A 15084-nucleotide genomic window follows, 5' to 3' on the forward strand; every position below is an offset into this window, starting at 1 on the left:
TTGATGTACAGCCGACTGTCACGGTCGGGGTGTGCAGGCGGCGGATCGTGACTGCAGAAGCTGACGGACGGGCCGATTCGCCAAACGATACATGCCGCCAAGACAGCTTTCCCAAACGACACCCTCTTGTGCCAAAGAGCCGCGCAAAAGGCGGCTCGTCGCGGCGTTGATCGCCGCTCCGGGCCTGATGCCCGCGCTTGCGCACGCCCAGCTGGTGGGGGAAGCCGCGCAGCCGCAGCCTATCGACGCGCCATGGGGCATGCAGCTTGCTCCGCAACTGGAAGAACATCCGTTGCAGACGGGCCAGAAGCCGGCCACCTTCGTGCTCGGCGACACGACCAGCGGCACCACCGATCAGGACCTGGCCGCCAAAGGCTCCGCCGAGGTGCGTCGCAATACGTTCGTGATCAAGGCCGACGCGCTGCACTACGATCAGGACACGGACATGGCCGACGCATACGGCCAGGTTCACCTGAACAACAATGGCGCGACGTTTGCCGGCCCGGAAGCGCACATGCGCGTGGATTCGAGCGAAGGTTTCATGACCGCGCCGAAGTACCACTTCAACGTGACCGGCGGCTCGGGCAGCGCGGAGCGCGTCGACCTGCTCGACAACGAGCGTTCGGTCTTCACGAAGGGGACCTACACGGCCTGCGCATGCGTGGACGACCCGGCCTGGTATATCAAGGGCAGCGAGTTCGACTTCGACACCGGCGCGGATGAAGGCGTCGCCTACAACGGCGTGCTGTTCTTCCAGGGCGTGCCGGTGTTCGCCTCGCCGTGGCTGTCGTTCCCGCTGTCGGGCGACCGGCGCAGCGGGCTTTTGCCGCCCACGTTCTCGCTGAGCTCGTCGAACGGCTTCGAACTGTCGGTACCGTATTACTTCAACATCGCGCCGAATCGCGATCTGACGCTCACGCCGCGTCTGATTTCCAAGCGCGGTGTGCAGACGCAGGCGTCGTACCGCTATCTGTCGCCCACGTATTCCGGCTCGATCACCGGCGAGTTCCTGCCGGACGACCACCTGACCAAGACCAACCGCTACGCGCTGTACATCCAGCACAACCAGAACTTCGGCAACGGGTTCGGCGGCTACATCTACTACAACAAGGTCTCGGACAACACGTATCCGGAAGACCTGTCGTCGTCGGTCAATCAGTTCATGAACGGCACCCAGCTCCTGTATCAACAGGAAGCCGGGTTGACCTACAACAACGGCCCGTGGTCGGTGCTTGCGCGTGAGCAGCACTGGCAGACGCTGGCGCCTTCAACGGCGCCGTACGGCCGCGAGCCGCAGTTGAACGTGAAGTACGCGAAGTACAACATTGGCGGCTTCGACTTCGGCACGGAAGCCGACTACACGAATTTCCGCATCACCACCGCGGACACGACCGAAGGCCAGCGGGTGCTGTTCAACCCGTACATCTCGTATTCGGTGGTCGGGCCCGGTTACTTCGTTACGCCGAAGGTGCAGTGGCACTTCGCGTCGTACAACCTGAATCACATCAGCGACGACGCGCCGGTCGGCACGCCGAAGAATTTCACCGAATCGATCCCCACGTTCACGTTCGACACGGGGCTGATTTTCGACCGTTCGGTGCGGGTCTTCGGCCAGGACTACATTCAGACGCTTGAGCCGCGCCTGTACTACGTGTACACGCCGTATCGCAACCAGCAGTTCGCGCCACTGTTCGACACGGCTGAATCCGACTTCGGGCTGGCGGAGATCTTCACGCCGAACACCTTCGTCGGCAATGACCGGATCGCCGACGCGAACCGTCTGACGGCGGCGATCACAACGCGCTTCATCAACCCGGCTACGGGCGACGAACGCGCGCGCTTCGTGATCGCGCAGCAGTATTACTTCCAGGATCAGCGCGTTACGCTCACGCCGACCCAGACCAGCACGCAGGCCACTCATTCGGACCTGATTCTGGGTGCGTCACTGAAGCTCGGTGCCGGTTTCGCTTCGGAAACGGCGTTCCAATATAATGCGGACAACAACCAGCTGGCGAAGACGAGTGTCGGCTTCGGTTTCAGTCCCGCGAGCGGCAAGGTGGTCAACGTTGCGTATCGCTACACCCGCGCAACCGCGACGCTGGGCAACCAGCCAATCAACCAGGTGCTGATTTCGGGCCAATGGCCGCTGTCGCACCGGGTGTTCGGCGTCGGCCGATTCAACTACGACCTGGGTGGACATAAGATCGTCGACGGCCTGGTCGGCCTGCAATACGACGCCGACTGCTGGACGCTTGGCGCCGGTATTCAGCGCTATGCCAACGGTGTGAACACGTCGTCGCAGAATCAGTCGAGCACGCGCTTTCTCATGCAGCTGACCTTCAAGGGCCTGTCGAGCGTCGACAACGGACTGATGACCGCGTTCCGCAGCAGCATCGCGGGCTATACGCCGCTGCCGCCGCCGCCGCCGCCCGAAGCGCGTTTCACCAATTACGAATGACGTGAGCCCGATCGCGATCGTTTATAGAGTGCGAAAAGACGGGCCAGGCGTGCCCGACATCATTGGAGTATCTGTGGCAATCATGAAAAAGTTTCGCTTGGCAACGCTCGCGGCCGGTCTTGCAGCCGCGGCGTCTTTCCTGTCGGTGGCGCCCGTACAGGCGCAGGCTCTGGGCGGCAATAGCGGCCAGACGGTCGACACCATTGCCGCAGTGGTCAACAACGGTGTCATTACGCGGCGTGAGCTCGACGAGCGCATCGGCCTGATCACGCACCGCCTGAACCAGCAGAACGCGCCGGTCCCGCCGATGGACCAGTTGCGCCAGCAGGTGCTCAACCAGATGGTGCTGGAACGCATCCAGTTGCAGAAGGCGAAGGAAGACGGCATCAACATCGACGACGCCACCGTGCAAAGAACGCTCGAGCGGCTCGCGCAAGCCAACAATCTGTCGCTCGAAATGTACCGCGCGCGGATCGAGGCGCAAGGCGTGCCCTGGACCACCTTCACGAGCGACGCGCGTACCGAACTCACGCTCTCGCGCCTGCGCGAGAAGGAAGTGGACAGCAAGGTCACGGTGTCGGACGCCGAAGTCGCGAATTACATCGCCAGCCAGCGTGGCCCGAACGCCGGCCAGACGAGCGACCTGCATCTGCAGCACATTTTCCTGAAGGCGCCGCTGAACGCGTCGGAGACGGATATCGAAGCGGCTCAGAAAAAGGCCCAGGCTCTGCTGACCGAAGCCAAGGGCGGCGGCAATTTCGAGAAGCTCGCGAAGGCCAATTCGCAGGCGCCGGACGCGTCGAAAGGCGGCGACCTGGGTTTCATGCCGCCTTCCAAGCTGCCGCCTGAATTCGTCAAGGCCGCATCTGCCATGCGGCCGGGCGAGGTCGATGCGGATCTGGTCCGCACCAACGACGGTTTCGAAATCGTGCGTCTGGTGGACCGCCGCTCGGGTCAGGGCACGAGCGCGGATGCGCCGAAGCTCGTGCAAACGCACGTGCGGCACATCCTGCTGCGCGTCGGCGACGGCATGTCGGAACCGCAGGCGCGTCAGAAGCTGCTGGACATCAAGAATCAGATCGCCGCGGGCGGCGACTTCGCGAAATTCGCGCGCACGTACTCGCAAGACGGCTCGTCGACGCAAGGCGGCGACCTCGGCTGGATCAGCCCGGGCGAGACGGTGCCGGAATTCGAACGCGCGATGAACAACCTGCAGGACAACCAGATCAGCGACCCGGTGCGCAGCGAATACGGTTACCACCTGATTCAGGTGCTGGGCCGCCGCGAGGCGGAAGGCTCGGTTTCGCAGCAGATGGATCTGGCGCGTCAGGCCATCGGTCAGCGCAAGGCGGAACAGGCTTACGCCGATTGGCTGCGCGAACTGCGCGACACCGCCTACGTCGAAGTGAAACCCGTTCTGTCGATCGCGCAATAACTGTCATGACCACCGCCGCCCAGTCCGCCAGCCCACCGCTGCAGATCGCGATCACAACCGGCGAGCCCGCCGGCGTCGGTCCCGAACTGACGGCGCAGGCGCTGGCCGGCGCGGCGGCGCATTGGCCCGGCGCGGAGTTCACGGTGCTGGGCGACGCGGCGCTGCTCGCCACGCGTGCGGGCTCCGTGGGCGTCGATTGGGCCGCGCTGCTGGCGCACGGCAGGCGCGTGCGCGTGGAACACCGGCCGCTCGGTGCGCCTTCCGTCGCGGGTAAGCTGGATGCGGCCAACGGCCGCTACGTGCTCGATCTGCTCGACACCGCAATCGACGGTGCCGTAGCCGGCACGTTCGACGCGATCGTCACCGCACCGCTGCAAAAGAGCACCATCAACGACGCCGGCGTGCCGTTCACCGGTCACACCGAATATCTGGCCGAGCGCACCCATACGCCGCAGGTGGTGATGATGCTGGCCGGCACCGGCAAGCGTCCGTTGCGCGTCGCGCTGGCGACCACCCATCTGCCGCTCAAGGATGTGTCGGCCGCGCTGTCGATCGACGGCATTCTTGAGACGCTGCGTATCATCGACCACGATTTGCGGCACCATTTCGGCTTGCCGGCGCCGCGCGTTCTCGTCACCGGCCTGAACCCGCACGCGGGCGAAAACGGCTATCTGGGCCGCGAGGAAATCGAGGTCATCACGCCGGCGCTGAAGCTCGCGAACGATCAAGGCATCGACGGGCGCGGCCCGTACCCGGCCGACACGCTGTTCCAGCCACGTTACCTGGAGCAGGCCGACTGTGTGCTGGCCATGTTCCACGACCAGGGCCTGCCGGTGCTGAAATACGCCACGTTTGGCGAAGGCATCAACATCACGCTCGGTTTGCCGATCATCCGTACCTCGGTCGATCACGGCACCGCGCTCGATCTGGCCGGCACCGGCCGTGCCGACGCGGGCAGCCTGATTGCCGCGATCGACACGGCCGTGTCGATGGCGCGCCACCGTCGCGGCGGCTGATCAAGCGCTGCCGCGCGGCACGTTTCTTTTCTTAAGCAGTTCTCTTTCTTAGCGTTTCTTCGATGTCCACCAGCAGACAACAACAGGGCCGGCACCAAGGCCATATCGCGCGCAAGCGTTTCGGTCAGAACTTTCTGGTCGACCTGGGCGTGATCGATTCGATCGTTAATGTGATCCGGCCGCAGCGCGGCGAGCGCATGGTCGAGATCGGGCCGGGCCTCGGGGCGCTCACCGGGCCGCTGATCGAGCGTCTGGCGACGCCCGAGTCGCCCCTGCACGCCGTCGAGCTGGATCGCGATCTGATTGGCCGTCTGAAGACCAAATTCGGCGACTTGCTCGAACTGCATGCGGGCGACGCGCTCGCGTTCGACTTCGGCTCGCTCGCCGCACCCGGCGAGAAGGCGTCGCTGCGCATTGTCGGCAATTTGCCGTACAACATCTCGAGCCCGCTGCTGTTCCATCTGACCACGTTCGCGCATTGCGTAATCGATCAGCACTTCATGCTGCAGAACGAAGTGGTCGAGCGGATGGTGGCGGAGCCGGGCACCAAGGCATTCAGCCGTCTGTCCGTGATGCTGCAATACCGCTATTCGATCGACAAACAGCTCGACGTGCCGCCCGAAGCGTTCCAGCCGCCGCCTAAGGTCGACTCGGCAATCGTGCGGATGATCCCGTACGAACTGCACGAGTTGCCGCAGGTGGACGAGCGCGTGCTTGGCGAAGTCGTCACGGCGGCGTTCTCGCAGCGCCGCAAGATGCTGCGCAACACGCTGGCCGCGTTTCGCGATTCCGTGGATTTCGAGGCGATCGGCTTCGACCTGCAACGACGGGCCGAAGACGTGCCGGTCGCCGAATACGTGCGCGTCGCGCAGATCGTCGCGGGCCAGCCCTAAGCTCGGCCCTAAATTCAGCCCTAAGCCGTCACGCGCTTTGCCGGCGCGTTGACCAGTGCAATGCCGGTCAGCACCAGCAGCGCGGCGATCAGAAAGCGCACGCTGAACGATTCGCCGAGCAACAGCACGCCGAAAGTCACGCCGAACAGCGGTGTGAGAAACGAGAACACCGACAGGCGCGAGGCGATATAGCGCGTCAGCAGCCAGAACCACACCAGATAGCTGACGAACGCCACGATCACCGCCTGATACGCGAGGCTCGCGATCGCCAGCGGCGTGACCGTTTCCACGCGCGCCTGGCCGAGCGCCACAGCCAGCGCGAGCAGCACGACCGCCGATACAGTCAACTGATAGAACAAGGTCTTGCTGGCGCTCGAGTGGGCGAGGCGCGTGCCGCGCACGACCACCGTGGTCGCGGCCCATGCGATGCCGGCCAGCACGCCGAGTGCGTCGCCGGCCACGCCTGTCAGCATGGAGCCTTGCGCCGGGTGGCCGTGCAGGAAGCCGTCCGCGAAGGCCAGTGACATACCCGCGAACGCGACGGTGATACCCAGCCATTGAATCCGCCGCATGCGCTCGCCGTCGACGAACCAGTGCAGGCCGAGTGCCGTAAAGCACGGCGCGGTGTACAGAAACACCGCCATCCGCGACGCACTGGTCAACGTCAGGCCAAGAAAAATGCACACGAACTCCGCAGCGAACAGTACGCCCGCGAGCAGGCCGGCACCGAGAGTGCCATCGTCGCGAAAGAGCGGCGTGCCGCGCGAGCGGGCCCAGCCCCACACCAGCAACGCAGCGATCGCCGAACGCAAGCCGGCCTGAAAGACGGGCGGCAAGGCCGTGTTTGTACTTTTGATCGCGACCTGCTGGAGACCCCAGATCGCGCACAAGCCGATCATCAACAGAATGGCGAAGCTATCCGGCGCACGGCGCGCGGGCAGGGCAGTGGTGCTCATGGGCAGGATGGTGGCGAAATGAGCCCATACGATAGCAAACCTGCCCGTCGCGCCAACCGATGACCCCACCGCCTACGCGTGCTTCTTACAGGTTGCAAGCGGTTTGCTGACTAAACGACACCCAGGCGACACCTAAGCAACACCTAAGTCAGACTAATTCCTAACTGGTCTTATTTCGCGCTAAGGTGCAGCCACAGCGTTTCGTCAGCACAATCGCGCGCACGTGCCCGAGTGATCGACGTGCGACGCCCAGACATACGAACTCTTTCCGCGCAACGCGGAGCCTATACGAGGAGACGGTATGAAGCACGTAGGCAGGTGGACCGTGGCTGCGGCATTGGCGTCATCGTGGTGTCACATGGCGTACGCGCAGTCCAGCGTGACGCTGTACGGTGTGGTTGACGAAAGCGTGCGCTATCTGACCCACGCGAACCAGGCCGGCGACTCGTCGGTCGGACTCGGCACCGGCGGCATGACGCAAAGCCGCTGGGGCCTGAAAGGCGTCGAGGATCTGGGCGGCGGCTGGTCGACCTTCTTCAAGCTCGAAAACCGCATCTACATCAATACCGGCCAAAGCGATCCCACCCTGCCGTTTTTCAACGAGGCGCAGATCGGCGTGCGCTCCGACGCTTTCGGCCAGGTGATTTTTGGCCGTCAGTACAACGTCGTGATCGAAGGCGTGACGGTGGCCGGATACGGCAGCAACTCGTGGATTCCGTACGACTTCAGTTTTCAGCCCGAAGTGACCATGACCGGCGGCATCTGGACCAGCAATCAGGTGCAATATCAGGCGCGCTTCCGCGGCCTCACCTTCGCGGCCGGCTACGCGTTCGGCGGTAACGCGGGCAACTCATACGGCAGCCAGATCGGCGCGGCCCTCGCGTACAAGCCGGAAGGCGGGCCGCTCAGCGTCGGTGGTGCGTACGAAGAGTCGAAAGATTCGGTCAACGGCGCGGCCGCGAAGACGTGGACGTTCGGCGGCGCATACACCTGGAACCTGACGCGCTTTTCGGCAGGCTACATCGTCAATCAGAATGACGCGGGCTTTTCGAATTTCGCTAACGGACCTTTCACCGCACCCGCATTGGCGGCACTCAAGTACACGGACTTTGCACGCCGCCGCATGATCATGGGGGGCATCACGCAGCAGGTCAGCAACAAGTGGCACTTCGCCGCGAACGTCTGGCGCACGCTGCAGGACGGCAAAACCCGCCCGCAGGACGGCTCCGCCTGGCAGTACCAACTGGTCGCGGACTACAACCTGTCGAATCGCACCGACATCTATGTAGAAGGCGATTACTCGCTGTACCGCGGCGATCTGATCGGCGCGCAATTGCAGGGCGTCAACGGCGTCGGACTGGCTCAGAAGGGTTCGCAGATCGGCTTGATGGCAGGCGTGCGGCATCAGTTCTGAGTGCGCGTGGCTATGTAGGCCGCGCTGCAGCACAGCGTGATTCCGGGTACATTGACGGTCTCGTTACCACGCAACAGGGAGTGCGCCATGCGTCTGCTTCACACCATGCTCCGGGTCGGCGACCTGGACCGTTCGATCGCCTTTTACACCGAACTGCTCGGCATGAAACTGCTGCGCCGCGACGATTATCCGGAAGGTAAATTCACGCTGGCTTTCGTCGGCTATACGGACGAGCGCGACGGCACGGTCCTCGAATTGACCCACAACTGGGACACGCCTTCGTATGACCTCGGCACCGGCTTCGGCCACCTCGCCGTCGAAGTCGAAGATGCGTACGCCGCGTGCGAAAAGATCAAGGCGCAGGGCGGTGCAGTCGTGCGTGAAGCCGGCCCGATGAAACACGGCACAACGGTAATCGCGTTCGTCACGGACCCGGACGCACCCATAACTTTTGCCCCGCTTGACTTTCCTCAAAACTTTTGGAACGATGGACATCATTCGGAAAACTGGGAGATGCGATGCGCCACGATGGAACCAGGAGAATACTGCTACCTCAATTGATATTGAGTGAGACCTGTGCCCCTGGTGATTTTGGAGCCATCTGCCGTACCGTCGTCTTAAACGGACGAACCACCAAATACTCCTACCGTCCCATATCTGCGCGTCCAATCTCCGAGCGAGACTCTCGGACCTCCAGCTACAACCACGTCCCTACCGTAGTCGACGGCGACGGTGCACCCTGGGAACACGCAGCAATAAGCCTACTCGATATCATTGAGAGCGCGGGTCTACCAGCAAATGGTATCGACACGTCACAGGCGAATGGCACGGACCTGGCGGATTTCAAAAGATTTCTCGACACTGAAACCATCGACTATCTCACCATCCCAGACGTAAAGCGACGCAGGCCCCCTTATTTGTATCGTGCCCATCTGATTTCAAAGGTCAATGCGCGCGAGATGTCTCGGAATGTAGCGCGCCGCAGGATGTCGAGCGTCATAAATTTCTATCGACGTTTGCAAGAGCGGGAAATCATTTCCTCAGAGATAGAGATTTGGGAGACCAGCGACAAGTTAATCGAGTTTGAAAGTCACACAGGCGGTCGCAATTTTAAGATAGTCAAAAAGACAGACCTTTCCATTTCTGCTCCAGAGAAGTCCGGTCTGCTCGACGAGTGCATCATTGATGGGGGTAAGCTGCGTCCACTGCCGTTCGAGGAGCAGGCGGTTCTTCTCGATGTACTACTGGCAGGCAAGAACACTGAGATGACTCTCATTATTCTGTTTATGCTTCTCAGCGCAGCGCGCTTGCAGACAGTTTTGACTTTGCCAGTAGATAAATTTCTGGACGAAGGTTGCTCAAAGCTGAAGGACGTTCGTATTCCGGCAGGGCCGGGTACAGGAATAGACACTAAGGGAGATGTTAATAGAAATATTCACATCCCAGGTTGGTTCTACCGGCAGTTGAGAACGTATGCGCTCAGCGACCGTGCCGCTGCCCGACGCGAAAAAGGCGGCAGGTCGCTTGATGACGCATACCTGTTCCTCAGCAATCGGGGGAAGCCGTATTTCGAATCTAAATTGGACCGAAGCACGTTCGATGACGCTGCGGAAGCGGGGCAGGCGAAGAAGGGTGCCGCAGTACAGGCGTTCATCCGCAAATATCTCTTGCCGACACTTCAAGAAAAGTTTGGTGCGCAATTCACGTTGCGGCCACACGACCTGAAAGCCACAGCTGGGTTGATTAAATGGGAAGTCTTGTCCAAAGCGATTCAACTCAAAAAGCTCAATCATAATCAAGCGAGAAATCAGCTCCGGGAGTTCATGTGGCATTCGAGTTTCGAAACCACTGACCTGTACATCAACTACAAGCATAGTCGCGAGATGTTCTTCGATATTCAGAGCCGTTTCGAGAATCGTCTACTTGGCCTAATGGATATGGCCAATCACGACGACCGGAGCGACGATGACGAAGAGGAAGGCAGCAACCACCGACGGCGGGTACGACCTAGCACATAGGGAGCTCGTAGAGTTTGTAATCCCCGTCCCAAAAGGGTTAAAACTACTGTCGATTCAACAAGCGCTTATACGCTTTGGCGATAGCGGACTGACACGAGATTTTGGTTCGTTTTGCTATCTTAAGCGCGAGCCGCGCGCAATCCGTGCGCCGAATCGAGCAACTCGCGTGGCTTCGGAGACGTTTGTCCCAGCACGAAGGAAGGTGCTAGCACGCATTATTGAAGAGATGTCAGAGGCTGTCCGGCAGGGTGGGAGCCAAAGAACACAGTACCTGCACGCACAACGATTCCTCACATTCCTTGCATGGGCAGATGCCGCATACGGTTACGACGTACTGCAGACGTCGGCCACGGCCCGTGACGCGCTTCTGGCCTTCAGTGACGTTTTGCGCCAGCGGTCGCGGACCGGTGAGCTGGCCGTCTCTACGGCGTCTAACTGTCAGGCGACGGTGAGCAATTTTTTGTGTCTCGTAACAGGCGACACCGCGTTGTCGGACGAGGTAACACCGATTAAGAAGCGTAGAGCAGGCGTCAATGGAACGCCGCCGCGTTCCGACGAAGCAGTGGGGCGGCAACTCGCTTTGGATAGGTGTTTATTCGAAGGCCTCCGGGAGGTCGTGCTCCGTGGCTTGCCTTTTCCCTATGCCCTTAACGTTCCCCCATTTGTCGACCAAGGTAACAACACATTGTGGATATTCCCCACGTCGGGACTTTTCAGGACTGAGTCTGAGGTGGAGAGCCGTCACTACGAAATGAACGCATATGATTTCTCTGCCGGCCGCTTACGGACCTACGAAGAGTGCAAGAACCTTTATGCAACTCCCGCTATGGCGAAGTCCTCTGTCGCGGCGGCAAATGAGCGGTTGATGTTAGCGAATGCTGACCATCGCTGCAGCGCCCGCTTCGCGCTGGCGAAAATATCGATGAACTCATTTATCGATATGTTTCTTGCCAATTCCGGCATGAATTGGGAACAAGTACGTTTGTTGGAGTGGGCAGGGGAGCTCGCACCCGAGCAAACATCACAGGACTTCTCGCAAATTAAAGCACGCGCCGGAGGAGCAGAGGTCACGTTCTCTTTGACAAACACATTTTTGCCGCGGTTTCGCCGCTATCTCGAATTGCGCACATGGATGCTCGAAGGAGACACGACCAATCTTCTCTTCTTCCACGCGGTGAAAATTAATAACGGAAGAGGTCACCGGCTGCAAAAACTTCCGCTGGCGAGTCCAGAATTGCTGTATGCACATCGTCGAATTCTGCCGGGTATGACTTTGCTCGGAAGTAGGGAGTGGCGGTCAACCAAAACAAACTGGCATGTCAACAACTACGGTACTGCTATCGCGGCCGCTGTCGCCCAAAGCACCGTCCGGACAATTGAAACGAAATATGCAGCGGGTACCGACGAACAGATGATTCGTGAGACCGGCGAATTTTTCAGCAAGTTAAGCGGACGGTTGGTGTCGCGGGAGCGGATGGCAAAAGCGACCCCGTCGGCCGTGGGTGGCTGCGAGAAATATACAAACCCCCAGCCGTACGGCCCGGACATGCCGTTCGAGCCAAACTGCGCTCAACCGGAGGGATGTCTGTTTTGCTCAGAGCACGAAGTTGTTGCGGACGAAACAGACGTCCGAAAACTTTTGAGTTTTCGATACTGCATTATGCACACCCGAGCCCTTAGTGGCTCTAAGCAGGAGTGGCGAGCTATGTATGCGCCAGTCCTCAAGCGCTTAAAGCAACTGCTCGGCCTTATCGCTTCGGTCAGCAAAGAGGCTGAACAGTTGGTCCGGAGGATAAGAAGAGAGGTGAACAAGCAAGGCAAACTAGACCCCTACTGGGACCTGAAAATGAGCATGCTCGAAGATATTTCGAGGGGCGCGTTATGACAAGCGCAATGGCTACAAAGGCAAGGTCTCGGGCGATGACGCCCCCGCAATGGGGGTCTTTGTCTTCTGCCTTTTATCCACCTGATAGCTTCGTGGTAAGTCGGCACCAGAACGGGGCGCCCCTGTCTTTATATGGTTCGCGCGAATGGGATATGTCTCCGTATGATGGGCGGGGAGTCAGGCGGAACGTCAGTTTCGCTTTCTGGGGTAAGGGTGACTACGATACGTTGAAGTCGATGCTGGTTGATTCTGCCAAACGATTGATGTTCATTGTGATTTGGCGGCACCCGCATGGTTTCCTCGCCCCTTCCACTTTATTAAAGTACCACGAGGTCATCCGCGAGATGGTTCGTTTCTGTTTCCACAGGCGCATTTGTCTAGAGGAGTTATTGAGAAGTGCGAAATACTCTAGGTCGCTCGTCGTAGAGAAGTATGCGAGCTTCGTAAAGCGCTTTCTCGCGCTAACATCATTACTCCGGAAACAGAAGTCTAGTCAAACCGGGTTCAGTGTTCCTTCAAATCGGGACCAGGCTCCACTACGTAAGCTAAGCAAAGCGGCCATTGACGGCAGCCTGCAGTACGCACCACTACCCTCTAGAATCTACGAAAACCTTCTGAACGGATTGATGGAAGAAATCGAAGAGTTCAAAAAGGTTGAGGACCAAATCATCTCGGCGGTAAGCGCTCTTCGGTCGGAGAGCATAAGGGCGGATGCAATTCGGGAGAACAAGAACGTAAAGACTCTTTACGCGCACCGTCTCAGGTTGTGGAGAAAAGGCATCTCTCCTCGCCTAACTGCATACCTCACGTCGCGAGGGCTGCGCGTCAGTAGGTACGGTTTGAATTCAGCAATATCGAGATTTCAGCGCATCGCAAAAACCTTCTTGCATGCATTCTCGGGGGCGCGAGATTCGGAACTGCTTCACGCCCCATTCGCGTGCCATACCACCGTGTTGCTCGATGGAATTGGCTACCACCTATTGCTGTCAACTACCACGAAATTCGAGAATGGGATACCTGTGTCCGCTTTTTGGGTCACATGTGACTATGCGGAGACTGTCGTCCGAAGCTGTCAAAAGCTTTGCGCGCTCATTTATCAAATTTCACGCATTCATTTTCCGAGCTTGCCCAAAGAGTTAGTCGAATCTTCTACGCCTTTGTTCCTGAGTACAGGCTATCTATACCGCGACAAGCGCAGAGTCCCACGGCGCCGAAATCGGCCCGGAGAGACGCGGCTCGCACTAACGCCGGAGATTTTCAGTAGCTTCGACCTGTACATAAGAGACGAAGATATTAAGGAGCTGGAGGAGATTGACGTCAATCGCGCTTGGCGAAGCGAAAAGAGATTTAAGGTTGGAAGCTTTTGGCAAGTCCAAAATCACCAACTGAGGCGCTCGCTTGCCCTGTACGCAAAAGCGGCAGGAATTATTCAATCAACCTCACTTCGCAGGGTGCTCAAACATATCAGTGTGGGCATGAGCGACTATTACGCCCGGGGCAGCGAAAGTGCAAAAAACATCCTCGAGGATGACCCATACCATATGTGCAACGTGTACCAATCGAATGAAGCTGATGCGGAGGCGTTGCTATTTCTACGCGATTTAGTACAGTCTAATGACGAGTGGTCTGGACCCCTCGCGACATTTGTTGACCGGCATATTCGCACCGATAGCATTGTAATAGTGAAGAGTCGGGCTGAAATGACGTCACGCGTTAAGAGGGGGCTGATGGCTTATCAAGATACGTACCTTGGCGGGTGCGGTAAGCGAGGCCATTGCGAAAAGCGAGCAATGAGGTCCCTTGTGGAATGCCTTGATTGCAACAAGAGCGGGATTAACAAGAGAAAGCTCGACCGTGCGATAGCGGCGCAGACCAATATTGTTGCCAGGCTGCCCGCGGGTACGATGGAGCGCAGGGCCGAAGAGGAAGACTTGCGCGCCCTTACGGCGTATCGGGCAAAAAACTTCAACTAACGGAGCGCACGAGATGAATGCGATTGAAGAGTACGATGCCGCACTTGAGCGCCTCCGGTCAGGCGACACCATTCGGGTACCCGTCGGAACCCGAATAACGAATGATGCAGTATCGACCGAGGCTGGACGTGGAAAAGGCAGCATCAAGAAGAACCGCAAAGGCTTTGATGACCTAATTCGTCGAATCAAGGAGGCTACGCAAGAGCAAAAGGCAAACTCTCAGGTCAATGTCGAAACCGATGTCAGCAAGCACAATACTGCTAGCAATCAATATTTCAGAATGTATCAGGAATCACTGGCAAGAGAGCTGTCACTCCTCTACGAGAATCAGAATCTCAAAGAGGAGCGTGTCAAATTGAAAAGCACTATCGAGAAGTTGAACGCGGACTTAGCGGAGCTGAAGCGGTCGAAAGCTCCTTCAAAGTTGCATCGAGTCCGCTAGTCACAGCTCGCTCGCGTTCGATGGCCGATGTCGCGCAGTTTTAGTCGACCCGGCCTTTCTTCTGAATAAATTCAATTTTGTAGCCATCAGGGTCGGCGACAAACGCGATGACGGTCGTGCCATGCTTCATCGGGCCGGCCTCGCGCGTCACGACTCCACCTTTCGCTTTGACCGCAGCGCACGTCGCATAAGCGTCATCTACCTCCAGTGCGATGTGGCCATACCCATCGCCCAGGTTGTAGCCTGGCGTATCCCAATTGTGGGTCAGTTCGATGACCGCCCCTTGCTCTTCCGACTGATAGCCGACGAACGCGAGCGTGAAGCGGCCGTCTGGATATTCGTGTCGACGAAGGAGCTTCATCCCGAGGACGTTGGTGTAGAAATCAATCGATTTGTCGAGGTCGCCGACTCGGAGCATTGTGTGCAAGAGGCGCATGGCTTCTCCAGTGGGTAGATTGCGGGATTTTGTGCTCACTTATTGTAAGTTAATCAAGCGCTGCGCGCTTGTCGGTAGTCGGCGCAGCCTTGGCTTCCCGACGTTGTTAGCCTGACGTGGGTGACTCGCTGACGCCGCCGTTCGGCACACCGGCGGTT

At 59.0% G+C, this 15084-nt stretch carries 11 protein-coding genes and 1 pseudogene; 10 read left to right on the plus strand and 2 right to left on the minus strand.

Features of this window, described 5'->3' with window-relative positions; all coding sequences use genetic code 11:
• Positions 1 to 91 precede the first annotated feature (91 nt).
• The 4 genes from A6V37_RS07710 (at position 92) to rsmA (ending at position 5802) form a co-directional block, all read left to right on the plus strand.
• On the plus strand, positions 92 to 2458 hold the full coding sequence (locus A6V37_RS07710; protein WP_064265576.1) for an LPS-assembly protein LptD: 2367 nt from the start codon (positions 92 to 94) through the stop codon (positions 2456 to 2458).
• A gap of 82 nt (positions 2459 to 2540) precedes the next feature.
• On the plus strand, positions 2541 to 3893 hold the full coding sequence (locus tag A6V37_RS07715; protein ID WP_479724536.1) for a peptidylprolyl isomerase: 1353 nt from the start codon (positions 2541 to 2543) through the stop codon (positions 3891 to 3893).
• Positions 3894 to 3898: 5 nt separating this feature from the next.
• Positions 3899 to 4909 (plus strand): 4-hydroxythreonine-4-phosphate dehydrogenase PdxA, encoded by a 1011-nt coding sequence (gene pdxA / locus A6V37_RS07720; RefSeq protein WP_064265578.1) that lies wholly within the window; start codon positions 3899 to 3901, stop codon positions 4907 to 4909.
• Between the two features lie 62 nt (positions 4910 to 4971).
• Positions 4972 to 5802 carry a 16S rRNA (adenine(1518)-N(6)/adenine(1519)-N(6))-dimethyltransferase RsmA gene (rsmA, locus tag A6V37_RS07725; RefSeq protein WP_064285892.1) on the plus strand — a complete coding sequence of 277 codons (831 nt, stop codon included), beginning with the start codon at positions 4972 to 4974 and terminating at the stop codon, positions 5800 to 5802.
• A gap of 20 nt (positions 5803 to 5822) precedes the next feature.
• On the opposite strand, the gene A6V37_RS07730 is transcribed toward rsmA, so the two are convergent.
• Positions 5823 to 6758 (minus strand): DMT family transporter, encoded by a 936-nt coding sequence (locus A6V37_RS07730; protein ID WP_064265580.1) that lies wholly within the window; start codon positions 6756 to 6758, stop codon positions 5823 to 5825.
• Between the two features lie 301 nt (positions 6759 to 7059).
• On the opposite strand from A6V37_RS07730, the gene A6V37_RS07735 reads away from it, so the two are divergent.
• The 6 genes and pseudogenes from A6V37_RS07735 (at position 7060) to A6V37_RS07760 (ending at position 14490) form a co-directional block, all read left to right on the plus strand.
• Positions 7060 to 8172: a porin gene (locus A6V37_RS07735; protein WP_064265581.1), complete on the plus strand. Its 1113-nt coding sequence runs from the start codon at positions 7060 to 7062 to the stop codon at positions 8170 to 8172.
• Positions 8173 to 8259: 87 nt separating this feature from the next.
• Positions 8260 to 8610, plus strand: a pseudogene (gloA, locus tag A6V37_RS07740) (lactoylglutathione lyase); the annotation flags it as partial.
• 80 nt (positions 8611 to 8690) lie between these two features.
• Positions 8691 to 10190, plus strand: coding sequence for a site-specific integrase (locus tag A6V37_RS07745; protein ID WP_131799804.1), 1500 nt, complete (start codon positions 8691 to 8693; stop codon positions 10188 to 10190).
• Positions 10138 to 12075: a hypothetical protein gene (locus A6V37_RS07750; protein WP_131799805.1), complete on the plus strand. Its 1938-nt coding sequence runs from the start codon at positions 10138 to 10140 to the stop codon at positions 12073 to 12075. The genes A6V37_RS07745 and A6V37_RS07750 overlap by 53 nt, the downstream gene beginning before the upstream one ends.
• Before the next feature lie 626 nt (positions 12076 to 12701).
• A complete protein-coding gene (locus tag A6V37_RS07755; RefSeq protein ID WP_131799806.1) occupies positions 12702 to 14048 on the plus strand; it encodes a hypothetical protein in 1347 nt (448 codons plus the stop codon).
• A 13-nt stretch (positions 14049 to 14061) separates the two neighbouring features.
• Positions 14062 to 14490: a hypothetical protein gene (locus A6V37_RS07760; RefSeq protein ID WP_064265585.1), complete on the plus strand. Its 429-nt coding sequence runs from the start codon at positions 14062 to 14064 to the stop codon at positions 14488 to 14490.
• Positions 14491 to 14530: 40 nt separating this feature from the next.
• On the opposite strand, the gene gloA (A6V37_RS07765) is transcribed toward A6V37_RS07760, so the two are convergent.
• Positions 14531 to 14926, minus strand: coding sequence for a lactoylglutathione lyase (gene gloA, locus A6V37_RS07765; RefSeq protein ID WP_064265586.1), 396 nt, complete (start codon positions 14924 to 14926; stop codon positions 14531 to 14533).
• Positions 14927 to 15084: the final 158 nt, after the last annotated feature.

The sequence above is a fragment of the Paraburkholderia ginsengiterrae genome (genome assembly GCF_001645125.1).
Classification (GTDB): Bacteria; Pseudomonadota; Gammaproteobacteria; order Burkholderiales; family Burkholderiaceae; genus Paraburkholderia; species Paraburkholderia ginsengiterrae.